Origin of the sequence: Paraburkholderia denitrificans, assembly GCF_042655705.1 — a bacterium.
Classification (GTDB): Bacteria; Pseudomonadota; Gammaproteobacteria; order Burkholderiales; family Burkholderiaceae; genus Paraburkholderia; species Paraburkholderia denitrificans.
On record NZ_JBHSMP010000043.1, the window covers coordinates 25,214 to 45,504 of the forward strand.

Here is a 20,291-nt window from a genome sequence, read left to right on the forward strand (position 1 = left end):
CGGTATGCGCACGGCCGTGGGCTGCTGCTGCGCCGGGCCATGCGCCTTGATGTCTGCGACGGTGATGAGCATAAATGATCGCTGACAGACAGGCGTTGCACATAGCAGAAAGATGGAAGGGGGAAGAAGGAAGGTCAAGGGTTGGCGATCTGGCCCCTGCGCCGCGCCAGCCGGAGAACTGAACCGGCAAACGAGGTCCTAAACACCGCCGCAAGCTTGCCCGGATAGACGCTTAATATGCGGCGGTTTGTCGCATTCGAGCTTGCGCGCGAAGCGCCGTCCACGCTATCGTGGCGTCTTTTTTCGCGGCACTGCGGCACTGCACCGCGTAGTCCCGCTTTATGCCGCAACCACGCGGTAACCACGCCGCAACCACGCCGTAATGCCCCGGTGACTTCCTCTTCCTCGCCCCTGCCGTTTCGCGACGCACTGCTGGCCATGCTCGGCATCGGTCTCGTCAACATGCTGGTCGCGCTCGACCAGACCGTCGTCAGTACCGCTTTGCCTTCCATCGTCGCCGAGCTGCATGGCTTCGAGTTTTACGCCTGGATCGCCAGCGCCTATCTGCTGGCTTCGGTGGTGACCGTGCCGGTATTCGGTCGCCTCGGCGACTACTTCGGGCGCAAACGCTTCGTGATTGCCGCGGTAATCGTGTTTACGGCCGCTTCGGTGCTGTGCGGCCTCGCAACCGGCATGCGCTTTCTTGCTGTGGCGCGCGCGTTGCAGGGCGTCGGCGGCGGGATGATGGTGGGTACGGCGTTCGCGTCGATTCCGGATCTCTTTCCCGATCCGCGCGCGCGGGTGCGGTGGCAGGTCGTGATGGCGGCCGCCTACGGGATCGGCACGGCGGCGGGGCCGTCGCTCGGCGGGTGGCTGAGCGAGCATTTCGGCTGGCGCTCGACGTTCCTCGTCAATCTGCCGGTCGGCGCGCTTGCGCTGTATTTCATCTGGGCGCATCTGCCCGCGTATCGTCGTGCGCGCGCGGGCGAAGTCCGTATCGACTGGACCGGCGCAGCGCTCGTCGCGCTCGTGCTCGGCAGCTTCCAGATGCTGATCGAGGCGGTGCCGAAGAATGGTCTGACCGCCGGGAATCTGGCGCTTGCGGCACTGGTCGCGGCGGGTGCCGCGGTGTTGCTGGCCTGCGAGCGGCGTGCGACGCACCCGATCATTCCGCTCGATCTCTTTCGCGATCCGCAGCTCGTCACGCTGTTTCTGCTCTCGACGCTCTCCGGCTTCGTGATGTTCTCGCTGATCTTCTTCGCGCCGCTCCTGCTGCAAGGCGGCTTCGGGTTGTCGCCGCAACAGGCCGGTCTGCTCGCGACGCCGATTGCCGCCTGCATCGCGCTTGGCAGCATGATCAACACGCGCATCGTGATTCGTCTGCCGAAGCCGACCGCGATTCTCACGGTCGGCTTCGGCCTGCTCGTGATCGCCTCGGTGAGCCTCGCATTCGCGACGCGGCGTACGCCGCATCTCTGGCTGGAACTGGCGATGTCGGCGGTCGGCGTGGGCCTGGGCTTCATCCTGAACAATCTGAATGTGTTCGGCCAGGAGATCGCCGGGCGCGAGCGCTTTGGCATCACGACCGCGCTGCTGCAGTCGACGCGCATGGTGGGCGGCATGCTCGGCACCAGCATCGTGGCGACGATCGTCAATCACCGCTACGCGGCGGGCGTGGGGGATGTGCTGGCGGTGCTCGGCGCGTCGCAGCAGGCGCGCTGGCTGCCGCAACTCGCCGATCCGCGCGTGCTGATCGATCCGGTATTGCGCACGGACGTGGTGGCGCAACTGAAGGTTGCAGGGCTCGACGGGCCGGGCCTCATCGAGGCCGTGCGGCATGTGCTCGTCGACGCGATCCACCTTGGCGTCGGGCTCACGGGCGCGGCCGCGCTTGCGGCGGCGCTGCTTGTGCGGCGCATTTCGCACATCCGCTTCGGCCGGGCGGGCAGCACGCCCAAATCAGGTTGAGGCGGCCGCCGGCCTCAAAACTTCAGCAGGCCAGCGGCCGTGGCGCTGTCTCGCGCGATTGGGCTTGCGTGCGCGGGCGCGCCATGAGCCGGCTACACGCCGCGAACCTCGTCGTCATGTCGCACGCCGCCCGGCATGGGTGTGGCAGTCACCCTTGGCGCAAGACACTCGACAACGACGTCGGCGCGACACGTATGACCGGCGCGAATTGCCGGACGCTCAGGCGGCGGTTGCCACTGCCCCGAACATGGCTGTGCGGGTCTGCGCACTCATGGCGATATCCAGTGCGACAGCATTCTCGACACCAATCCGCTGCGGCGGCCCGAGTCGCGCAATCTCCATGCCGGTGCGGCGCAGGATGCGCTCCATCGCCGTGGTGGTCACGGTGACGTAGCGCGAGATGCCCATGCGGCCAGCGAAGGTGATTGCCGAGCGGATCGCCTGCGTGGTCAGCGTGGCGAAGCCGAACGCCTGATTGTTGTCCGACTCGATCGCAAACCGGCTCAACTCCCAGGTCTGGCGGTCCGAAGGCGCGCTCACGCCTTGCAGCAGCTGCGGGAACGTGTCGCGCAGCATGTTCGGGCCTTCCGTGGACATCAACCGCCAGCAGCCGCGTACGCGGCCCGTGGGCTCCTGGATCAGCATGTAGTGCGGGCCGAGTGCGTCGTAGCCGTCCACTTCCATCCCGGCGATGGTGGGAATATTCCAGCCCATCCGGTCGCAGAACACGCGTGCCCGGAGGCGGTACATCTCGTTGATATCGTCGTTATCGAATTCCTGCCTGAGTCCGATACGAATTGTTGCTTGCATGGCGATTCTCCCGTATGCGAGTGAAACGGCGTCGATACGATCGGAAAGCTATGCGTTATAGATACAAAAAACACCTACCCAGGTGGGTAGGTGCAGAGGGAGGCGCAGTCCTGGAGAATTGGTCGAGCGGCAGTCACTCACCAGGCATAACGGACAGCGAGATACACCATGGAACTTCTTGATAATCAGTGGCACGTGGGTTCACATATGCAATCCCTTCCGACTGGGGATCTGTCGTCGGTGATCGACCGCATCTCGATCATTGCGTATCGCAAGAAAAGGAGGGAGAGCCAGCGTCGCTTCTGGGCCCGTTTCGGGGTTACCCAGTCGCGCGGCAGCCGGTTCGAATCGGGCGCGGAAATTCCGCCGCCGGTATCGATCCTGCTGGGGCTGTACTTCAACAAGACGATTTCGGACGGCGATCTAGGCCGTGCGGAGCGCGTACTGCGCCGCTCTGACGCGCCGATGCTGCTTAGCCAGGGTCAATAAGACCCATCTGAGTGGCGATCACGGCTGCCGCGCGCCGTGAATTCACGCCGAACTTTCCACGAATGTTTTTCATGTGAAAGTTCACCACGGCTTCCGAGCAATTCAATATGTGTGATATTTCCCAAGTGGACTTGCCAAGGGCGGTCCACTTGAGGCATTCCTTTTCGCGTGGCGTTAGCTTCGGAATGAGCGACTGGACATGACTGTTCAGGTGGCGTTGACTCGTGTCAAGAACGAGATCGCGTAACAGCACGAAATTCGGCAGGGCATGATTAACGTCACGCCAGAAACTTTCAGCCGGGTTCATGTCGTTGACGAAACACAACATGCCGATTTCCTGGCGCGGGCCGTGGATCGGCAGCGTGACGCCCGCACGCAGCCCGTACGAACGGGCTTCTTCATACATCGACTGCTGCTGCTCCGTGGCGAACAGCTCCGGCGACCAGATGAGCGGCGACGACCGCGTCGTGCAATGTGCGACCGTCGGGTCGAAATAGACCATGTTGTGCAGGTTGTACGTCTCGCGCCACGCGGACGGATAGTTCGTCCGGATGAACGCGTCTTCGAACCGCATCCCGGGGCGCGGCACGATTGCCATCATCACCCGGTTGAACCCCCACGAACTGGCGAGCTGAGCGACCGCCTCGAACCACGCCTTCTCGTCAGGCGCGTCGAGCACGGTGGACATCTGCTCAATGTAATGTAGAGGCACGTCAACACTCTCCAGCGGCGGTAAACCAGATCGCAAGCAAAGTGCGAACCAGAGGGTGGTTCGCATCTTGTGATGTAACAATTTATCACTAATTCTCGTTGCGATCTTTTAGCCGGGTCTATGACAGACGCGATGATTTGGCTTTTTACGCCATATTCCGGTAATTCCGCCCAATACGGGTTCCCCCCTGCGCCAATATGCAGCGGCTGCTGGCGCTACGACTTGTGTTTCGGGGTGGCTGGAGCATAACGGATTGAGCGTGGCTGAGCCGAAAAACCGATTCGCTTAAATGCCGGTGCGAACGCGACTTAAGCGGGTTTTTCAATCGCGCATAAATCAGATTTTCATTTAGCCTTCAAAAATCTGGCGAATAAGTTCTTATCGCGCTTCCTGCTGAATTGCTATTCGGGAAGTCTGTCGGATATTGACTGCCGTGGGCGTGTACACAGCCGGCGCTGGCGATCACGCCAGCGCGAGCACCGAAAATGGACGTGCATCGTGCTTGCCGGTGCACTTTAGTTCTTGCGCTGCAGCTCGACGATGCGTGTTGGTCGAAGGTGGTTGAGCGAGTAGTGGAGCCGCCCGCGGTTGATCCTGGCGCCTCGCGCGCGCGGATCGACGAACTGCCAGTCGAAGTCATAGGGCACCAACGGTTCGGCCATGCCCTTGTCGACCACTTCATAGCCGGGTTGCAGCGCGAACAGGAGGTGATGTCCGCCGCTGCGGCTATCGAAGCCGGCGAATCCGTCCGTGGCTTCGGGGACGCTCGTGTCGAGCGATGCGTCGCTCGTCGTCTCCTCGTCGGGACTCATGTTCGCGTTGGCGGTGTTTTTCTCGTTCTCGCGTTGCATGCTGAAGATATCGGCGCTGCGGTTCATGGTATTTCCTCCAGGGGACGGATACGCCCGGAAAGCGGCAAGTCCTGTTGTGCGACGCGCCTCACACCCTGTGGATCGGGCTGGAATGCAAGGCCGTTCGCCAGGAGAACCACCTCGGCGATTTTGCTTTTTTTCGTTGGATCGCCCTTTTTCCTCGGAGTATGATCCTCTTTCAACGAGTTGGCGCGCTGTTACCAACGGCCCGAGCGGCAGGCCGTGCCGTGGCCTTGCGGCACGAACCTGGACGCGCCTGCCAATATGGACGGGGCAGTCAGGGGGCGGACGAGACACATGCACTTCGACGCTGCATTCACGCATCGCGGCTACTTGCTCAATTGCGCACCGGCGCGTGTCGGCGACGGTAGCTGGCAACCTTATGTGGTGATCTCCCGTTCCAGCGACGGCGAACTGGTCGCTAACCGTTTTTTCCCCGCCGACCTGCGTTTTCCCGACGAAGCAACCGCCATTGCGCATGCGCGCGACTGGGCGGTGCGCTGGATCGATGCGAGCAGCGTCACGCGCTAGCGCCGCGCCTGCTGGCCGCCTTTAATAGCCCTTGATTGACCTTCGTTGCGCCTATTGGCCCTTCGCACCGAGGGAGGTTCGGCGAATTCATGCAAAACGCGGTAATCTCCCGGGTCTGAACACTCCCGAGCGGTTCGCAATGCCGCTACAGCTTCACCATGTCAAATGCCGCTCACCCCGACTGGGGTCTTGAGCAGATCGTTTCCGATCTGCGCGCGTCGCGCGAAGAACTGCATCGCACGCGCCATCCACTCGGCATCCGCGAGTTGCCCTCGCGCGACGCCGTGATCAACATCGTGGCGGGGCTGCGCGCGGCGCTGTTCCCCACGCACTACGGTGCCCCCGATCTGACCGACGAGAGCGTCGACTATTACGTCGGACACACGCTCGAAAGCACGTTGCGTCTGCTGGCGGAACAGATCCGGCGTGCGCTGCGCTTCCTGCCGGAAAATGCCGGGGCGACGGACGAAGCGTTGCGCACCCATGCATTTGCGATAGCACGTGCGTTCGGCAAGCAATTACCCGCCATTCGCGCGCTGCTCGTAAGCGATATTCAGGCCGCTTTCACGGGCGATCCGGCCGCGCAGCACATTACCGAGATACTTTTGTGCTACCCGGGCGTCTGGGCCATGACGCATCATCGGCTCGCCCATGCGTTGCACCGACTCGGCGTGCCCCTGCTTGCACGCTTCATCAACGAGATCGCCCATTCGGCCACCGGCATCGACATTCACCCGGGCGCGCAGATCGGTTCGAGCTTTTTCATCGATCACGGCACGGGCGTCGTGATCGGCGAGACGGCGATTATCGGCGAGCGCGTGCGCATCTATCAGACCGTGACGCTCGGTGCGAAGAGCTTCGCCGCGGATCTCGACGGCACGCTCGTAAAGGGCAATGCGCGCCATCCGATCGTCGAGGACGATGTGGTCATCTACGCGGGCGCGACGATTCTCGGCCGGGTGACGATCGGGCGCGGATCCGTGATCGGCGGCAATGTGTGGCTGACGCATAGCGTGCCGCCAGGCAGCAGCGTTCGTCAGAGCAAGGTCCGCGAGATCGAACGCGGCGACGAAGACAAGCTCAAGTAAAAGCGTGCACGGGCGAGGGCGGCTGTCTTGCGCCGCCCGCGCCCGCTACGCGCATTCGCCTCAGGTGTTCGGAACGTTCAAGGGCGCTGAATTGCCGACGATGGAGAGAAATTCGCGTCGCGTGGACGGATCGGTCCGGAAGGTGCCGAGCATGCGTGACGTGACCATCTCCACGCCCGCCTTGTGCACGCCGCGCGTCGACATGCATTGATGGGCGGCTTCGAGAATGACGCCCACGCCCTTCGGCTGAAGCACTTCATTGAGCGTATCGGCGATCTGCGCCGTCATTTTTTCCTGAATCTGCAGACGTTTCGCGAAGGCATCCACGAGCCGCGCGAGCTTCGAAATGCCGACCACGCGATGCTCGGGCAAATACGCGACATGCGCCCGCCCGATGATCGGCACCATGTGATGTTCGCAGTAGCTTTCGAAGCGGATGTCCTTCAGCACGATCATTTCGTCGTATCCATCCACTTCCGAAAACGTGCGTGACAGGATCTCGCGCGGATCCACCTCATAGCCTGAAAAGAACTCGTCGTAGGCGCGTATGACGCGCGCAGGCGTATCGATCAGGCCTTCGCGCGTCGGGTCTTCGCCGGCCCAGCGCAAGAGCACGCGCACGGCATCTTCGGCCTCGGTTCGCGAAGGGCGCTTCACTGCAACCGGGTGGGATTGTGTCTTCCGTTTTTTCGTCTTTCCCGCGCTTTTCGCGTCGCTCATGCCTTACCTCCTGTCATGTGGCTGGCCGTTTGCACGGCGTGCACCACGAACGCGCATTGTTTCATGTTTCCTTAGGGCTCGTGCAGCGCGCGGTTAATTTACCTTGAACAATCGCCGAGGCCGCCGCCGACCCATTTTTCGGCGGCTTCCAGCCCGCTTCCTGCCAATAGGCGCGCCTTGACAACCCGCCGTTTCGACTTCGATAATGCCCAAAATGTTCGAAAAACGAAGCGATAGTTCGAGTATCGAACATTTTCCATCGAACGGTTAGCTTGCCCGTCGCTTTCAGGAACAGGCATGATCAACAAGATTTTCGACTCGCTTCAAGCCGCTGTCGCCGATATACACGACGGCGCCACGGTGATGATCGGCGGCTTCGGTGCGGCCGGCATGCCGGCGGAACTGATCGATGCGCTCATCGAGCAGGGCGCGCGCGAACTCACGATCGTCAACAACAATGCGGGCAATGGCGAGGTCGGGCTGGCCTCGCTTCTCAAGAGCAGGCGCGTACGCAAGATCATCTGCTCGTTTCCGCGCCAGACCGATTCGTACGTCTTCGATGCGCTTTATCGTTCGGGCGAGATCGAACTCGAACTCGTGCCGCAGGGCAATCTGGCCGAGCGCATTCGCGCAGCCGGTGCGGGCATAGGCGGTTTTTTCACGCCGACGGCGTACGGCACGAAGCTGGCCGCTGGCAAGGAGACACGTGTTATCGATGGCCGTCACTACGTGCTCGAATCGCCGTTGCACGCCGACTTCGCCCTCATCAAGGCGTACCAGGGCGACCGCTGGGGCAACCTCGTCTATCGCAAGACTGCGCGCAACTTCGGCCCGATCATGGCGAGCGCGGCGAAGGTCGCCATCGCCCAGGTTTCGGACGTCGTGCCGCTCGGGAGCCTCGATCCCGAAGCGATCGTGACGCCCGGGATTTTCGTGCAGCGCGTAATCGAAGTGCCGCAGGCGGCCCATCAAGCGCAGCAAAGCGGCCGCGCAGCCTGAGGGAGACAAGACAATGAACCGGTTGAATCGCGACGAGATAGCCCAGCGTGTGGCCCGCGACATTCCCGAAGGCGCGTATGTGAATCTCGGCATCGGCGTGCCGACGCTGGTGGCCAATCACCTCGATCCGGCCAGGGAAATCTTTCTGCAGAGCGAAAACGGACTGCTGGGCATGGGCTCCGCGCCTGCGCCGGGCGAGGAAGACGACGAGTTGATCAACGCAGGCAAGCAGCATGTCACGCTGCTCAGCGGCGGTGCGTATTTTCATCACGCGGATTCTTTCGCGATGATGCGCGGCGGCCATCTCGACTATTGCGTGCTCGGCGCGTTCCAGGTTTCGGTGAAGGGCGATCTCGCAAACTGGCATACCGGCGCACCGGATGCCATTCCCGCCGTGGGCGGCGCGATGGATCTCGCGATCGGCGCCAAGCAGGTTTTCGTCATGATGGAACTGCTCACGAAGCAGGGCGAAAGCAAGCTTGTCGCCGAGTGTTCGTATCCGCTGACCGGCGTGCAGTGCGTGGCTCGCGTGTATACCGACGTCGCCGTGTTCGACGTGACGCCCGAAGGGTTGGCCGTGCGCGAGATCTATTCGGATATCGGCATCGATGCGCTGCGCGACTTGACTGGCGTACCGCTCGTCGATGCCACGCAGGTGCGGCGCGCAGCTTGAGCAGGCCCTGGCATGGCCGCGCCATCAGCGTTTTGACGCGGATATGACGCTTCGTTGCAATCGCAACATGATTTGACGCATGCGGCACAGACGTTCGCCAAAGGCAATACTTGCGCCGTATTTACCGCCGTATTTGCGGTAGGCTCTCCCCAATTTTTCGCAGATTCACGAGGAGTAGTTCGAATGCCGCATGCAGCCGTCAACGGCACCAAGCTGTTTTACCGCGTCGACGGAGCGACGAACCGCGCCGCACCGTGGCTCGTACTGTCGAACTCGCTTGGCAGCAACGTTTCGATGTGGGCACCACAAATCGCCGCGTTCTCGAAGCACTTCCGGGTGCTGCGCTACGACACGCGCGGCCATGGCCGCTCCGACGTTCCGCACGGACCGTACACGATCGGGCAATTGACGGACGATGTGATCGGCCTGCTCGATCATCTCGGCATCGAACGTGCGCACTTCGCGGGACTGTCGATGGGCGGCCTGACCGGCGTGGGCCTCGGCGCACGCCATGCGAGCCGCATCGACCGCCTAGTACTGTGCAACACGGCTGCGAAGCTCGGCTCGCCGGAAGTGTGGGAGCCGCGTGCTGCATGCGCGCGCAACGAAGGGATGACCGTGGTCGCACACGCCGTGCTGCCGCGCTGGTTCACGGCGGAGTTCATCGCGCGCAATCCGCTTGTATTTGCGCAGGTGCGCGACGTGTTCGTGCATACGGACAGCGAAGGCTATGCATCGAATTGCGCCGCCCTCAACACGGCGGATCTGCGCGTCGAAGCGCGCTCGATTACGGCGCCGACACTGGTGATCGCGAGCACGCACGATCTCGCTGCAACACCGGCGCAGGGTCGCGAACTCGCGGAGTCGGTACCGGGTGCGCGCTACGTCGAACTCGATTCGGCGCACATCTCGAACATCGAACAGGCGGACCGGTTCACGAAGACGGTGGTCGATTTCCTCCTCGAATCGCGTTAACCGGCGACGGGTGAGGCAAAGCGGGCCGCGGCATGCGGCCCAAGACACTGAACCGCGTGCCTTCGGCCGCCTAGCCGGATACGGGCGACGCAACACCGAGCACTTCGTGCAGGCGCGTGCTCGATGTCGTGTATTGCAACTGGATTTTCTTCTCCGGAAACACGTAATTCGCCGCACCAAAGGCGGCGAGTGCGGTTTCATGGAAGCCGGACAGAATCAGCTTCTTTTTGCCGGGATAGGTGCTGATGTCGCCCACGGCGAAGATGCCGGGCACGCTGGTTTCGAAGCGCGCGGTATCGACGGGCAATTGCCTGCGCTCGATTTCCATGCCCCATTGTGCGATTGGCCCCAGTTGCGGCGAGAGGCCGTAAAACACGAGCAGGCAATCGAGTTCCAGCGAGCGTGTCACGCCATCGCTGCCCGCGACCTTGATGCGTGCAAGCTTGCCGCCTTCGTCGTCGAAACCGGTGATCTGGCCGACGATGGACTGCATGCGCAATTCGTCGCAAAGCGCCTGCATTTTCGCCACTGAGGCGGGCGCGGCGCGAAATTCATCGCGACGGTGCAGCAGGATCACGCTCTGTGCGACATCGACGAGCTGGAGCGCCCAGTCGAGCGCCGAATCGCCGCCGCCGCAAATCACGATGTTCTTGTCGCGGAACATTTCCGGATCGCGCACGCGATAGAACAGTTGCTTGTCGCGATACGCTTCGATGCCGCTCACCTTGAGCGTGCGCGGCTGGAATGAACCGACGCCGGCTGCGATGAAGATGGTCTTCGCAAGAAATTGCGCGCCTTTACTCGTCTGCACGTAGAAACGCTTGTCGGCGCGCCGCTCCACTACCTGCACTTCCTCGCCCAGATGGAATGTCGGCGCGAATGGCGCAATCTGCTTCAGGAGCGCCTGCACGAGTTCGCGGCCGGTGCAGACCTGAATCGCCGGGATATCGTAAATCGGCTTGTCCGGATACAGTTCGGCGCACTGTCCGCCCACCACGGGAAGCGAATCCACGACGTGCGCGTGAATCTCCAGCAGCCCGAGTTCGAACACCTGAAAGAGGCCGATCGGACCCGCGCCGATAATCAGCGCGTCGGTTTCGATGGGCCCCGAGGTTTCTGCGGGCGTGGCGAACTGCAGCGGACGAATCGTGGTGTCGTTCATACATGGACTCCCTGGGGGCGGCTTATGTCGGCTTATGTTGGGTTTAAGTCGGGTGGTGTTGGCTTGAACTGGCTATGGTGCGGGTTGGGTGAATGCGGGGCGCAGGCGGGAGCACGACGCACGCGCCGCGCGTGCGCCTCGGTGCACCCGAACGGCCTTACTCTTCCGGCTCGCCTTCCGCAACGTAGCGGCGCAGCGTGGCGAGCACCGCGGCTTCCTCGGCGCGGCTGGCGGCGTCGCTCGCCGAGCCCGCTTCACGCTCCTCGCCGAACATCGAAGCAGGCGCATCGAACGTTTCGACTTCCTGGCCGTTGCGAAACACGCGGATCTGGCCGGTGTTTTCGGCGTATTCGGCTACCCAGTGAACGCCCTCGATGTGCGTCCCTACGCGGATTGGCGATTTCATTCGACTCCCTCCACGAGCCGCGCGATGGCGGCATTGCATCGGCGATAGTCGAACGATACGCCCATGACGTGCATCGCGCTTTGATTATGGGTATAAGTGCGCGCGAGAACCGGCGCCGTGGAATCCAGCCGTCAAAGAAAAGGCGGCCCGTTTTCGGGCCGCCAGGGGGTACGTTTTTACCTCGATGATCCCGGCGGGCGGCGTCGCGCTCACGCGCGACATTCCGCCAGCACGGGCTTTACTGTACCGAGGCCAGTGCGGCGCGCACGGTGCCGAAAATGCGCTCGATCTCTTCTTCGCTGACGATCAGCGGCGGCGAGAACGCAAGGATGTCGCCGGTGAAGCGGATCAGCACGCCTGCTTCGAAGCACTTGAGGAAAACCTCGTAAGCGCGTGCGCCGGGCGCGCCATCGCGCGATTCGAGTTCGATGCCCGCGACAAGGCCGAGATTGCGAATGTCTTTCACGTGCTTCGCGTCGCGCAGCGCATGCGCGGCTGCTTCGAACTTCGGTGCGAGCGCGTGCGCGCGTTCGAAGAGACCCTCGCGGCGATAGAGATCGAGCGTCGCCACGCAGGCCGCCGCGGCGAGCGGGTGCGCCGAGTACGTATAGCCGTGGAAGAGTTCGATCGCGCCGGGTGCGCCGCTGTTCACGATCGCATCGTGGATCGTGCGGCTCGCCGCCACGCCGCCCATCGGCACGGCTGCGTTGTTGATCGCCTTCGCCATCGTGATGATGTCGGGCGTCACGCCGAAATACTCGCTGGCCGTCGCCTTGCCGAGTCGCCCGAAACCCGTGATGACCTCGTCGAAAATCAGCAGGATGCCGTGCTTCGTGCAGATCTCGCGCAGACGCTGAAGATAGCCTTGAGGCGGGATCAGCACGCCGGTCGAACCCGCCACCGGCTCGACGATGACGGCGGCAATGGTCGAAGCGTTGTGCAGCGCGACGATGCGTTCGAGTTCATCGGCGAGATGCGCGCCCCAGGCCGGTTGACCCTTCGAAAAGGCGTTGTGTTCGAGGTTGTGCGTGTGCGGCAGGTGATCGACCGCGGGCAGCAACTGGCCCGAGAACGCCTTGCGGTTCGAGACGATACCGCCGACCGAGATGCCGCCGAAACCCACGCCGTGATAGCCGCGCTCGCGGCCGATCAGTTTCGTGCGCTGGCCTTCGCCGCGCGCGCGGTGGTAGGCAATGGCGATCTTCAGCGCCGTGTCCACCGACTCCGAACCCGAGTTCGTGAAGAAGATGCGGTCGAGCCCGGCCGGCATCAGCTCCGCGACCCTGGCCGCCGCCTCGAAGGCCAGCGGATGGCCCATCTGGAAGGTCGGCGCGTAGTCGAGCGTGGCCGCTTGCCGGGCGACTGCGGCGACGATCTCGTCGCGTGCGTGACCGGCGTTCACGCACCATAGACCCGCGCTGCCGTCGAGCAGTTCGCGGCCATCAGTGGTGCGGTAGTACATGCCTTTAGCCGATTCGAGCAGGCGCGGCGCCGCCTTGAACTGGCGGTTGGCCGTAAACGGCATCCAGAACGACGAGAGATCGTCGATGGCGGGGCGCGAAGTCATTCCGTCTTCTCCTGAGGTTGGTACGTGCAACTGTAGCGTCGCAACTTGAACGGCGGCATATACAGTCTCTATACTGAGCCGATAACCGTGCTGGATAAATCCCGTCAACTGTATTGGTCGCCAGGCGCCTGTGGCGCGGCTATTTTTCATGATCGAATTCGAACTGGAGCGCGGCCGCCGCGCCGCTGCCACGCTTGTCGAGCAAGTCGTGAACGCCTTTGCCGGGGCGATCGAAGGGCAGTCGCTGCGCGCGGGCGCGCAACTGCCCTCGGTGCGCCAGCTCGCGCAGTCGCACGATCTCTCGACCTACACAGTATCCGAGGCTTATAACCGGCTCGTCTCGATGGGGCTCGTCGTGGCCCGGCGCGGTTCGGGTTATCGCGTCGTGTCGCGTGCACCGTCCGCTCAGGCGAGCCCGGCACGCTGGCAGCCGCCCACGCTCACGGCGACCTGGCTGCTTTCGGACGTCTTCGCCGATCACTCGGTGCCGATCAAGGCCGGCTGCGGCTGGATGCCGAGCGAGTGGATCAACGAAAGCGGACTGCATCATGCGCTGCGCGCGATGAGCCGGGTGCCCGCCGCGCGCCTCGGCGATTACGGCCATCCGTACGGCTTCGCGCCGCTGCGCGAACGCATCGCCGCGCAACTCGACCGCCACGGCCTGCCCGCCGAAGTGAACAACGTGCTCCTGACCCAGGGCGCCACGCAGGGGCTCGATCTCATCGTGCGCACCTTGCTGCGCCCCGGCGATACGGTGCTCGTCGAAGACCCCGGATACTGCAATCTGCTGCAGATTCTCAAGCTCGCGGGGCTGACGGTTCATGGCGTACCGCGCACGCCTGCCGGGCTCGACATCGAGGCGCTGGAGCATCAGGCCGCCACGCATCGGCCCAAGGCCATCTTCGTGAATACGACGCTGCAAAACCCCACGGGCGCGACGTTCACCATGGCGAACGCGTTCCGTCTGCTGCAGATTGCCGAGCGGCATCAGATGTGGGTGGTCGAGGACGATGTGAGCCGCGAACTTGCGCCCGCGGGTGCGCCGATTCTTGCCGCGATGGCAGGGCTGGCGCGCGTGCTTTACGTAGGCGGTTTTTCGAAGACCGTCACGCCTTCGCTGCGCTGCGGCTACGTGGTCGCAGAGCGCGACGTGCTGCGCGAGCTGGCGCGCGCGAAGATGGCGGTGGGGCTCACGTCGTCGGAGACGATCGAGCGCATCGTCGACAAGGTGCTGCTCGAGGGGCGCTACGCGCGCCACGTCGAACTCGTGAACGAGCGCCTGAAAGCCGCGCACGCGGTGGTGGAGGAGCGGCTCGATACACTCGGCCTCGACGTTTTCCATCGACCGCGCGCGGGCCTCTTCGTCTGGGCGCGCCTGCATGTCGAAACCGGGCGTGCCGGTGCGATTGCTACGGCGGCGCTACGCGACGGCATCTGGCTCGCGCCGGGCTCGTATTTCCGGCCTGACGACGAACCCAGCGCATGGTTTCGCTTTAACGCGCCGTACTCGACGGATGACGCGCTCTGGCGATTTATTGGCGGCGTGCGATGAAAGCAATCAATGTCGGCCGAGGTCTGCGAACAGCGGGTACATCGACAGCAGGAGCGATAGCGCCATTGCGATATTGAACGCGCGCAGCCGCAGCGGATTCGAGAGAAAGCGCCGCACGCCGGTGCCGAACGCGGCCCAGATGCAGATGCACGGCAGGCCGACCACATAGAACAACGCAGCCATGATGACGGTATTGATGCCGAAATCGTGGGACAGCTGGATTGTGGTGGCCGCCGTGAGAACCATCATCCAGGCCTTCGGATTGACCCACTGAAACACGATGGCTTCGTGAAAGCGCATGGGCCGATGCTCGCCCTGGCGCACGGCGAGTTCGCCCGATGTGCCGATTTTCCACGCCAGATACAGCAGATAGGCCACGCTGACGACTTCCAGCACCGTGTAGAGCGCAGGAAAGTGCCGGAAAGCTTCGCCAAGACCGAGCCCCACCGAAAGCATCAAAACGACAACTCCGGCGCTGACGCCGAGAATATGCGGCACGGTGCGGCGAAAGCCGAAGTTCACGCCGGATGCGAGCAGCATGGTGTTATTCGGGCCAGGCGTGATCGAAGTGACGAGGGCGAAAAGCATGCCCGCAGGCAGGGCACTGAGGAATTCAGGGAACATGATCCGCGGCTCCGGGTAACGATTTCGAGTCAGTGTATCTGCCGCGTTCAGTACAGTACCGGTACAGATTGCCGGGTTTGTTGCAGTACGGATCAGGACGGTGACGGGGTGTCGCAGCGCGGGCCATCGGGTGCGTGTTTTGGGATAAAGTCCCGTCTGACGCGTCGCCGCGAAGCGCGGCAGTCGCATATCTGTTCATCTACCCGCCCGTGCGAGACGCACGCGTGCCCCTACGAAGGATCTTCGCCATGACCGGTCATGAGCAATTCCCTGCGTCCGTCTTGACGTTCGTGAGCGCCTTCGATGTCGATACGACGCTCGCGAAGCTCAAGACCGCGCTGACGACGGCGGGCGCCGTCGTGTTCGCCGACGTCGACCAGCGTGCCGCCGCGGCGCAAGTCGGGCTCCAGTTGCGCCGCACCCGGCTCGTCCTGTTCGGCAATCCGAAGGCGGGCACGCCGGTGATGGCCGCGAACCCGCATGCGGCGCTTGAATTGCCGTTGCGTCTGGTGGTCTGGGAAGATGACGCGCGGCGCACGCACGTGGACTATTACGACGTCGCACGACCGCTCAGCGGGCTTTACGGTATCCCGACTGGTCTGGTTGCACCTCTGCTGCACGTGCCCACATTGCTGCAGGAAGCGTTGCAGTAATTCACGGCGCTCAGGAGAGCGCCAGGCCGCGCCTGGCCCGATAGCGGCACGCACGCGCGTGACCGCCATCGGTGAAAGACGTGACGGACGCGACCGCTGTGGCAGACGGCCGTGCCTCAATGGGTGACGGGAACAGGGCACTTCGGCTGCGGCCAGCACACCTTACCCGTGCGCGATGGCCCGGACACGCTGTGCGTTTCGGCTGTGCCGCCATACGACATGTCGGTGCTGGACTGAGCCGATGCGTTCGCGTCGTTCGTCATGGTCTGGCGCGCCTGCGGTTGCGGGGCCCATTTACCCCGGGAATGAGCGGTGTCGGGCGTCCCGCTTGCCAGAGCGGCGACGCACAAGGCGGTCAACGCCAAACGGGTATTCATCTTCACACTCCTTCTTCAACGCGCCGCGTGCGACCAGGCGCGTCGCCCGTGCGGGCGGCACCGGCCGGCGCGCGCGAGGCACGCGCCACAGTGCCTCGCGCATTCGAAAGAAATGTCGGGATGCCGGCTCGGCGGCACGGCTGCCGAACGTGTTAGCCAACTGCTTCACGGGGATGCGCCCACGCAACGTGGGCGGCACAGCGCGGCGCGGCAAAAGGAGGAGGGGCGGAGCACGCAGAGAATGTCCGAACTGCCGATTCTGTTATAGCTCGTGCGCGAGAGAGTGCAACAGCCGTGCCGGGCGGGCGAGCGGCTCCGGAATCGCGAGGACGGCGAAGCCTGCTTCGCCATCTGTTCGCGTGACCGGTGGATCGAATGCGCACAAAACGCGTACAAAACGTGCACAACGCGCACACGAAACGCAGACCGCTTCGCGGTCCGCGATCGAACTTATCCCTTGTCGGTTGCGAGACGGATCGTCACGATCAGCGATGCGCTGTCGAGCGCCTCCAGCGCATGCGGCGTCCCTGCTTCGAGCAGCAGCATGTCGCCTGCCTGGATCGTGCGCGGTTCACCCTTCACGATGAAGCGCACCAGACCCTCCACGCATTGCACGGTGACTTCGCCGGGTGCCTGGTGCTCGGAGACGTGCTTGCCTGCGGGTAGCACGAGCCGGATGACTTCGAGCTGGTTCCCACGGATCAGCGTTGTGGACTTCGCGTCTTTAAGCGCGTTGCCGAGCGGCCGCACATCGAACGGCTCGCCAGGTGTTGCATGAGGAATGGCCATAAGAGTCTCTCATTGGATGACACCGGCCTGTTGTGCTGTGCGCACCGTTGGCCGGCAAAAAACGCAGCGCGTTGCGCGCGCACGAAACAAGTGTAGCGGTAAGTGTGATCTTCGCGTTGTTTGCGAAGCGCTGCAACGTGAGGCGGCTTTGCTTCTTGCCGCGTGTGCCGGGCGTGCCGGGCGTGCCGGGCGTGCCGGATGTGCCGGGAGTCGGGAGATAAAGCGAGAGGTACGGCGAGGAGTAAAGCGAAAGATAAAACAACAGGGCACGATCTCGGTCACGCGGGTCTGCGTGGAAATCGTGCCCTGCTCATCCTCGATACCGGCGCGGCATGCCGCGCGGGATCAGGGGTGCGGCTGCCCGGCGTACCAGGCTGCTGCCGTAGCGATCTCTTCGGGCGTCATGTTGCGCGCGATATTGCGCATCTGCTCGGAGATATCGTTGTGCCGCGAGCCATTGGCGAACGCCACCAGCTGTGCCTTGACATAGGCCGCGGGCAGTCCGTCGAGCCATGGGCTGCCGATCTTGTGATCGACGCCGCCGTGACACGACGCGCACGCCGGGATGTTGCGCAGCGGCGCACCGACCGCGACGATCGCGGGCGGATCGCCGCGCACGGGCACAGCGGGCTTCAGCGACGCGTAATAAACGGCGATGTCGCGCATGTCCTGATCGGAGAGGTCGCGTGACATCGGCGACATGACCGCGCTGACGCGCGCGCCGCCCTGGAAGTCCTGCAACTGCTTGTACACGACGGTGGCGGACTGTCCGGCAAGGTTCGGCGAATTCGCTTCGCTAATGCCGTGCGGACCGTGGCACATCGTGCAGCGCAGCGCGAGCGTCGCGCCGCGTCCGATCGACAGGCCCGAGGCGTCGTCGAACTGATGCGACTCGAGCTCGACGCGGCTCAGCTTGACGCTCGGCGGGACCGCCGATTCGACCGGGTGCCACTGGCGCGGTACGCCTGCCGCGCTGCAGATCGCGTTCCAGATGCCCTGGAACTGCGGATCGCTCTTCACGGAAGGCAGCCACACAAAGCCGATCAGTGCCGAGATGACGAAGCACACGATCGTCAAACCGACCGCCGCGCGGAACCACGCGTTCTTCAGGGAGAACAGCGATTCTTCATTCATCGTTGCGCTCCAATCCGGATAGCGGGCACGTTCGTATCGCTGTGCGAGAGCAGTTGAGCGATCGGGAACCCATAGTTGGTAACGGTCAGCGCGATCATGAGCACGATCCACAGGGCAACGCTGTTAAGTGCGACAGGCAACTTCGGCGATTCGTGAACCGGCGTGCTGAAGCGGTATTCCTCGTGTTCCACCTTCGGGCTGCGGTGGCCCTGAATCAGCACGACGAAGAACAGGATTGCCGAGGTCACGAGGATCAGTCCGCCGAAGACCGACATCACCACCAGGATGGCCTGCGGCGCGATGGCCGGGTTCGTGTAGTCGTAATAGGCCATGCGGCGCGGCATCCCCATGAGGCCCACGAGGTGCCACGGGAACGTCGTGACGATCATGCCGATGAACCACAGCCACAGCTGCCAGCGCATGAGGCGCCAGTTGGCGAGCGCGCGGCCCGTCAGGTGCGGCCACAGATCGTAGGCGATCGCGAAGTACATGATGACGATCGCGCCGCCGTAGATCAGGTGGAAGTGGCCCGTGATCCACTGCGTGTTGTGGATCGGCTGGTCGAGCTGGTAGCTCATGTTGATGAGGCCGCCAGCGCCGCCGAAGCCGAGCATGACGAACGAGAGCGCCACCGCCAGCATCTGCGGATTCTTCCACGGCAGCTTCGCGATCCAGCCGAAGGTGCCCTTGCCGCCGCGCAGGCGTCCTGCAATCTCGACGGAAGCGCAGATCGTGAAGACGGTCAGCAGCGTCGGCACCGAGACGAGCGCCGTGAACACCGACTGCACGAACTTGAAGCCGGAGCCCACTTGCGGATCGGCGAACAGGTGGTGCATGCCGATCGGCATCGCGATGACGAGGAACATGACGAACGAGATGCGCGCCATCGAATCGCTGTACAGCCGGCCGCCGATCGCGCGCGGCACGATCGTGTAGTACGCGATGTACGCGGGCATCAGCCAGAAGTAGACGATCGCGTGCAGCGTCCAGGAGAAGAACACGCGTGCCAGACCGGCGTCGATGGTCGTGCGCCAGCCGAATGCCACCGGCAGGATCTGGAACAGCACCTCGAGCGCGGCGCCGACGGCCGTCCAGCCCCACAGGAACGCGCCCGCGGTGGTGGCGAACATGGCGAGCGGCACCGGCTTGCCCGGGTTGTCGCGCTTCCATGCCGAGAAGTTCACGCCCATCAGCGCAACCCAGATCCACGAGCCCACCACCACGAGCACGACGCCGAGGTAGTAGAACACGTTGCCGATCATCGGCGGATAGAACGTGTAGAGCACGGAGGCGAGGCCCAGCGAGACCGGCACGGTCGCCGTGACGGCGCCGAGCGCGAGCAGGATGAAGCCGAGCCATGCCCAGCCCACGCCGATGAGCGGCCGCTTGAGCGCGAGTTCGGTGACGGCGTAGCCGAAGCCCATCGCGATCAGCGTCGGAAACGCGTAACCCATCACGGTGCCGTGTTCGGTGACCGAGCGGTAGTACAGCTCGGGGTCATGGATCCACGGATGCAGCGGGCTGCGGACATACATCTGCCACGCGCCGAGCAGGAGCGCAACGCCGAATACGATGAACGCGAGCCAGAAGTGAGACAGTATGAGTCGCTTGTTATTTAACACAGCTGAGTCTCCCCGCGTTTCCGGCCTGGGTTGCCATCTTCATGAATGTGTCCTTGTCGATGACCTTGACGTGCGCCCACATGCCCTGGTGCCCCGTGCCGCAATACTCGTGGCAGGGCATGAGGTGATCGGCGGGCTGGTTGAATTCCGTGCGGAACGTGGACACGTAGCCGGGTTCGACCATCGAGTTCAGGTTGGTATCGGTAATGAGAAAGCCGTGCACGACGTCGGCGCTCGTTGCACGAAACGTGACCGGCACGCCCGCGGGCACAACCAGACATTGCGGCGTGAACGAGTATTGCTGGGCGATGAGACGCACCGTGACCGAACCGTCGGTTTCGACAGCGCTACCGAGGTTCGATTCGACAAACTCGCCCGACACGTGCAGCGTGGCCGGGTTAATGGTTTCGACGCGCGAGGGCGGCATCATCGCCCAATGCAGGCCGGTAAAGACCGTCATCGCGACGAGCACGCACACAAGCGTGACCATGAGCACCGCCCAGCGGCGCTCCACGCGGGCCGCGACTTCGGCGCTGGCGTGGGAATCGATTTGGTTCGACATGGACCC

22 protein-coding genes are annotated in these 20,291 nt (G+C 63.4%); 9 read left to right on the forward strand and 13 right to left on the reverse strand.

What is annotated here, in order from left to right; translation table 11 throughout:
* Positions 1 to 438 precede the first annotated feature (438 nt).
* Complete coding sequence (locus ACFPTO_RS24320; protein WP_377715593.1) at positions 439 to 1,968, forward strand: MFS transporter; 1,530 nt, start codon at positions 439 to 441, stop codon at positions 1,966 to 1,968.
* A gap of 219 nt (positions 1,969 to 2,187) precedes the next feature.
* On the opposite strand, the gene ACFPTO_RS24325 is transcribed toward ACFPTO_RS24320, so the two are convergent.
* A complete protein-coding gene (locus ACFPTO_RS24325) occupies positions 2,188 to 2,778 on the reverse strand; it encodes an acyl-homoserine-lactone synthase (RefSeq protein ID WP_377715522.1) in 591 nt (196 codons plus the stop codon).
* Between the two features lie 168 nt (positions 2,779 to 2,946).
* On the opposite strand from ACFPTO_RS24325, the gene ACFPTO_RS24330 reads away from it, so the two are divergent.
* Entirely contained in the window at positions 2,947 to 3,267 is a 321-nt protein-coding gene (locus ACFPTO_RS24330) for a helix-turn-helix domain-containing protein (protein ID WP_296663304.1), read from the forward strand.
* Here the strand turns inward: ACFPTO_RS24330 and ACFPTO_RS24335 are convergent.
* Positions 3,251 to 3,955, reverse strand: coding sequence for a helix-turn-helix transcriptional regulator (locus ACFPTO_RS24335; protein ID WP_293040780.1), 705 nt, complete (start codon positions 3,953 to 3,955; stop codon positions 3,251 to 3,253). The genes ACFPTO_RS24330 and ACFPTO_RS24335 overlap by 17 nt on opposite strands.
* A 539-nt stretch (positions 3,956 to 4,494) precedes the next feature.
* Positions 4,495 to 4,857 carry a DUF3005 domain-containing protein gene (locus tag ACFPTO_RS24340; protein ID WP_377715525.1) on the reverse strand — a complete coding sequence of 121 codons (363 nt, stop codon included), beginning with the start codon at positions 4,855 to 4,857 and terminating at the stop codon, positions 4,495 to 4,497.
* Between the two features lie 291 nt (positions 4,858 to 5,148).
* On the opposite strand from ACFPTO_RS24340, the gene ACFPTO_RS24345 reads away from it, so the two are divergent.
* On the forward strand, positions 5,149 to 5,382 hold the full coding sequence (locus ACFPTO_RS24345) for a hypothetical protein (protein ID WP_296663295.1): 234 nt from the start codon (positions 5,149 to 5,151) through the stop codon (positions 5,380 to 5,382).
* 158 nt (positions 5,383 to 5,540) lie between these two features.
* Positions 5,541 to 6,470 carry a serine O-acetyltransferase EpsC gene (gene epsC / locus ACFPTO_RS24350; RefSeq protein ID WP_377715528.1) on the forward strand — a complete coding sequence of 310 codons (930 nt, stop codon included), beginning with the start codon at positions 5,541 to 5,543 and terminating at the stop codon, positions 6,468 to 6,470.
* A gap of 60 nt (positions 6,471 to 6,530) precedes the next feature.
* Here the strand turns inward: epsC and folE are convergent, their stop codons facing one another.
* Complete coding sequence (folE, locus tag ACFPTO_RS24355; RefSeq protein WP_377715530.1) at positions 6,531 to 7,190, reverse strand: GTP cyclohydrolase I FolE; 660 nt, start codon at positions 7,188 to 7,190, stop codon at positions 6,531 to 6,533.
* 297 nt (positions 7,191 to 7,487) lie between these two features.
* On the opposite strand from folE, the gene ACFPTO_RS24360 reads away from it, so the two are divergent.
* The 3 genes from ACFPTO_RS24360 to pcaD all read left to right on the forward strand — a co-directional run bounded on the left by ACFPTO_RS24360 (position 7,488) and on the right by pcaD (position 9,837).
* Positions 7,488 to 8,189, forward strand: coding sequence for a 3-oxoacid CoA-transferase subunit A (locus ACFPTO_RS24360; RefSeq protein ID WP_377715532.1), 702 nt, complete (start codon positions 7,488 to 7,490; stop codon positions 8,187 to 8,189).
* A 13-nt stretch (positions 8,190 to 8,202) separates the two neighbouring features.
* The gene (locus ACFPTO_RS24365) at positions 8,203 to 8,862 is read left to right on the forward strand and encodes a 3-oxoacid CoA-transferase subunit B (protein ID WP_377715534.1); all 660 of its coding nucleotides are present in this window, start codon (positions 8,203 to 8,205) and stop codon (positions 8,860 to 8,862) included.
* 183 nt (positions 8,863 to 9,045) lie between these two features.
* Positions 9,046 to 9,837 carry a 3-oxoadipate enol-lactonase gene (gene pcaD, locus ACFPTO_RS24370; protein ID WP_377715536.1) on the forward strand — a complete coding sequence of 264 codons (792 nt, stop codon included), beginning with the start codon at positions 9,046 to 9,048 and terminating at the stop codon, positions 9,835 to 9,837.
* Positions 9,838 to 9,907: 70 nt separating this feature from the next.
* On the opposite strand, the gene ACFPTO_RS24375 is transcribed toward pcaD, so the two are convergent.
* The 3 genes from ACFPTO_RS24375 to aptA all read right to left on the reverse strand — a co-directional run bounded on the left by ACFPTO_RS24375 (position 9,908) and on the right by aptA (position 12,972).
* Positions 9,908 to 10,999 (reverse strand): NAD(P)/FAD-dependent oxidoreductase, encoded by a 1,092-nt coding sequence (locus ACFPTO_RS24375; RefSeq protein ID WP_377715538.1) that lies wholly within the window; start codon positions 10,997 to 10,999, stop codon positions 9,908 to 9,910.
* 157 nt (positions 11,000 to 11,156) lie between these two features.
* The gene (locus ACFPTO_RS24380) at positions 11,157 to 11,405 is read right to left on the reverse strand and encodes a hypothetical protein (protein WP_377715540.1); all 249 of its coding nucleotides are present in this window, start codon (positions 11,403 to 11,405) and stop codon (positions 11,157 to 11,159) included.
* A gap of 238 nt (positions 11,406 to 11,643) precedes the next feature.
* Entirely contained in the window at positions 11,644 to 12,972 is a 1,329-nt protein-coding gene (gene aptA, locus ACFPTO_RS24385; RefSeq protein WP_377715542.1) for an omega-aminotransferase AptA, read from the reverse strand.
* Between the two features lie 148 nt (positions 12,973 to 13,120).
* On the opposite strand from aptA, the gene ACFPTO_RS24390 reads away from it, so the two are divergent.
* Entirely contained in the window at positions 13,121 to 14,524 is a 1,404-nt protein-coding gene (locus ACFPTO_RS24390) for an aminotransferase-like domain-containing protein (RefSeq protein WP_377715544.1), read from the forward strand.
* 6 nt (positions 14,525 to 14,530) lie between these two features.
* On the opposite strand, the gene ACFPTO_RS24395 is transcribed toward ACFPTO_RS24390, so the two are convergent.
* The gene (locus ACFPTO_RS24395; RefSeq protein ID WP_377715546.1) at positions 14,531 to 15,148 is read right to left on the reverse strand and encodes a LysE family translocator; all 618 of its coding nucleotides are present in this window, start codon (positions 15,146 to 15,148) and stop codon (positions 14,531 to 14,533) included.
* A gap of 248 nt (positions 15,149 to 15,396) precedes the next feature.
* On the opposite strand from ACFPTO_RS24395, the gene ACFPTO_RS24400 reads away from it, so the two are divergent.
* On the forward strand, positions 15,397 to 15,801 hold the full coding sequence (locus ACFPTO_RS24400; RefSeq protein WP_377715548.1) for a DUF302 domain-containing protein: 405 nt from the start codon (positions 15,397 to 15,399) through the stop codon (positions 15,799 to 15,801).
* A 116-nt stretch (positions 15,802 to 15,917) separates the two neighbouring features.
* Here the strand turns inward: ACFPTO_RS24400 and ACFPTO_RS24405 are convergent, their stop codons facing one another.
* The 5 genes from ACFPTO_RS24405 to ACFPTO_RS24425 all read right to left on the reverse strand — a co-directional run bounded on the left by ACFPTO_RS24405 (position 15,918) and on the right by ACFPTO_RS24425 (position 20,285).
* The gene (locus tag ACFPTO_RS24405; protein WP_377715550.1) at positions 15,918 to 16,178 is read right to left on the reverse strand and encodes a hypothetical protein; all 261 of its coding nucleotides are present in this window, start codon (positions 16,176 to 16,178) and stop codon (positions 15,918 to 15,920) included.
* A gap of 450 nt (positions 16,179 to 16,628) precedes the next feature.
* Positions 16,629 to 16,967, reverse strand: a complete 339-nt coding sequence (locus tag ACFPTO_RS24410; RefSeq protein ID WP_377715552.1) for a cupin domain-containing protein — start codon at positions 16,965 to 16,967, stop codon at positions 16,629 to 16,631.
* A gap of 345 nt (positions 16,968 to 17,312) precedes the next feature.
* Entirely contained in the window at positions 17,313 to 18,101 is a 789-nt protein-coding gene (locus tag ACFPTO_RS24415; RefSeq protein ID WP_377715554.1) for a c-type cytochrome, read from the reverse strand.
* On the reverse strand, positions 18,098 to 19,723 hold the full coding sequence (locus tag ACFPTO_RS24420; RefSeq protein WP_377715556.1) for a cbb3-type cytochrome c oxidase subunit I: 1,626 nt from the start codon (positions 19,721 to 19,723) through the stop codon (positions 18,098 to 18,100). The genes ACFPTO_RS24415 and ACFPTO_RS24420 overlap by 4 nt, the downstream gene beginning before the upstream one ends.
* Complete coding sequence (locus tag ACFPTO_RS24425; protein ID WP_377715558.1) at positions 19,713 to 20,285, reverse strand: cupredoxin domain-containing protein; 573 nt, start codon at positions 20,283 to 20,285, stop codon at positions 19,713 to 19,715. The genes ACFPTO_RS24420 and ACFPTO_RS24425 overlap by 11 nt, the downstream gene beginning before the upstream one ends.
* Positions 20,286 to 20,291 lie beyond the last annotated feature (6 nt).

What these genes read in the sequence shown, in the direction of transcription:
- aptA (WP_377715542.1), bottom strand. Translation starts at nt 12,972, where the DNA reads ATGACTTCGCGCCCCGCCATCGACGATCTCTCGTCGTTCTGGATGCCG.
- ACFPTO_RS24390 (WP_377715544.1), top strand. Translation starts at nt 13,121, where the DNA reads ATGATCGAATTCGAACTGGAGCGCGGCCGCCGCGCCGCTGCCACGCTT.
- ACFPTO_RS24415 (WP_377715554.1), bottom strand. Translation starts at nt 18,101, where the DNA reads ATGAATGAAGAATCGCTGTTCTCCCTGAAGAACGCGTGGTTCCGCGCG.
- ACFPTO_RS24425 (WP_377715558.1), bottom strand. Translation starts at nt 20,285, where the DNA reads ATGTCGAACCAAATCGATTCCCACGCCAGCGCCGAAGTCGCGGCCCGC.
- ACFPTO_RS24335 (WP_293040780.1), bottom strand. Translation starts at nt 3,955, where the DNA reads ATGTCCACCGTGCTCGACGCGCCTGACGAGAAGGCGTGGTTCGAGGCG.
- ACFPTO_RS24360 (WP_377715532.1), top strand. Translation starts at nt 7,488, where the DNA reads ATGATCAACAAGATTTTCGACTCGCTTCAAGCCGCTGTCGCCGATATA.
- ACFPTO_RS24340 (WP_377715525.1), bottom strand. Translation starts at nt 4,857, where the DNA reads ATGAACCGCAGCGCCGATATCTTCAGCATGCAACGCGAGAACGAGAAA.
- ACFPTO_RS24380 (WP_377715540.1), bottom strand. Translation starts at nt 11,405, where the DNA reads ATGAAATCGCCAATCCGCGTAGGGACGCACATCGAGGGCGTTCACTGG.
- pcaD (WP_377715536.1), top strand. Translation starts at nt 9,046, where the DNA reads ATGCCGCATGCAGCCGTCAACGGCACCAAGCTGTTTTACCGCGTCGAC.
- ACFPTO_RS24410 (WP_377715552.1), bottom strand. Translation starts at nt 16,967, where the DNA reads ATGGCCATTCCTCATGCAACACCTGGCGAGCCGTTCGATGTGCGGCCG.
- ACFPTO_RS24320 (WP_377715593.1), top strand. Translation starts at nt 439, where the DNA reads ATGCTCGGCATCGGTCTCGTCAACATGCTGGTCGCGCTCGACCAGACC.
- folE (WP_377715530.1), bottom strand. Translation starts at nt 7,190, where the DNA reads ATGAGCGACGCGAAAAGCGCGGGAAAGACGAAAAAACGGAAGACACAA.
- ACFPTO_RS24330 (WP_296663304.1), top strand. Translation starts at nt 2,947, where the DNA reads ATGGAACTTCTTGATAATCAGTGGCACGTGGGTTCACATATGCAATCC.
- ACFPTO_RS24375 (WP_377715538.1), bottom strand. Translation starts at nt 10,999, where the DNA reads ATGAACGACACCACGATTCGTCCGCTGCAGTTCGCCACGCCCGCAGAA.
- ACFPTO_RS24405 (WP_377715550.1), bottom strand. Translation starts at nt 16,178, where the DNA reads ATGAATACCCGTTTGGCGTTGACCGCCTTGTGCGTCGCCGCTCTGGCA.
- ACFPTO_RS24325 (WP_377715522.1), bottom strand. Translation starts at nt 2,778, where the DNA reads ATGCAAGCAACAATTCGTATCGGACTCAGGCAGGAATTCGATAACGAC.
- ACFPTO_RS24345 (WP_296663295.1), top strand. Translation starts at nt 5,149, where the DNA reads ATGCACTTCGACGCTGCATTCACGCATCGCGGCTACTTGCTCAATTGC.
- epsC (WP_377715528.1), top strand. Translation starts at nt 5,541, where the DNA reads ATGTCAAATGCCGCTCACCCCGACTGGGGTCTTGAGCAGATCGTTTCC.
- ACFPTO_RS24365 (WP_377715534.1), top strand. Translation starts at nt 8,203, where the DNA reads ATGAACCGGTTGAATCGCGACGAGATAGCCCAGCGTGTGGCCCGCGAC.
- ACFPTO_RS24395 (WP_377715546.1), bottom strand. Translation starts at nt 15,148, where the DNA reads ATGTTCCCTGAATTCCTCAGTGCCCTGCCTGCGGGCATGCTTTTCGCC.
- ACFPTO_RS24400 (WP_377715548.1), top strand. Translation starts at nt 15,397, where the DNA reads ATGACCGGTCATGAGCAATTCCCTGCGTCCGTCTTGACGTTCGTGAGC.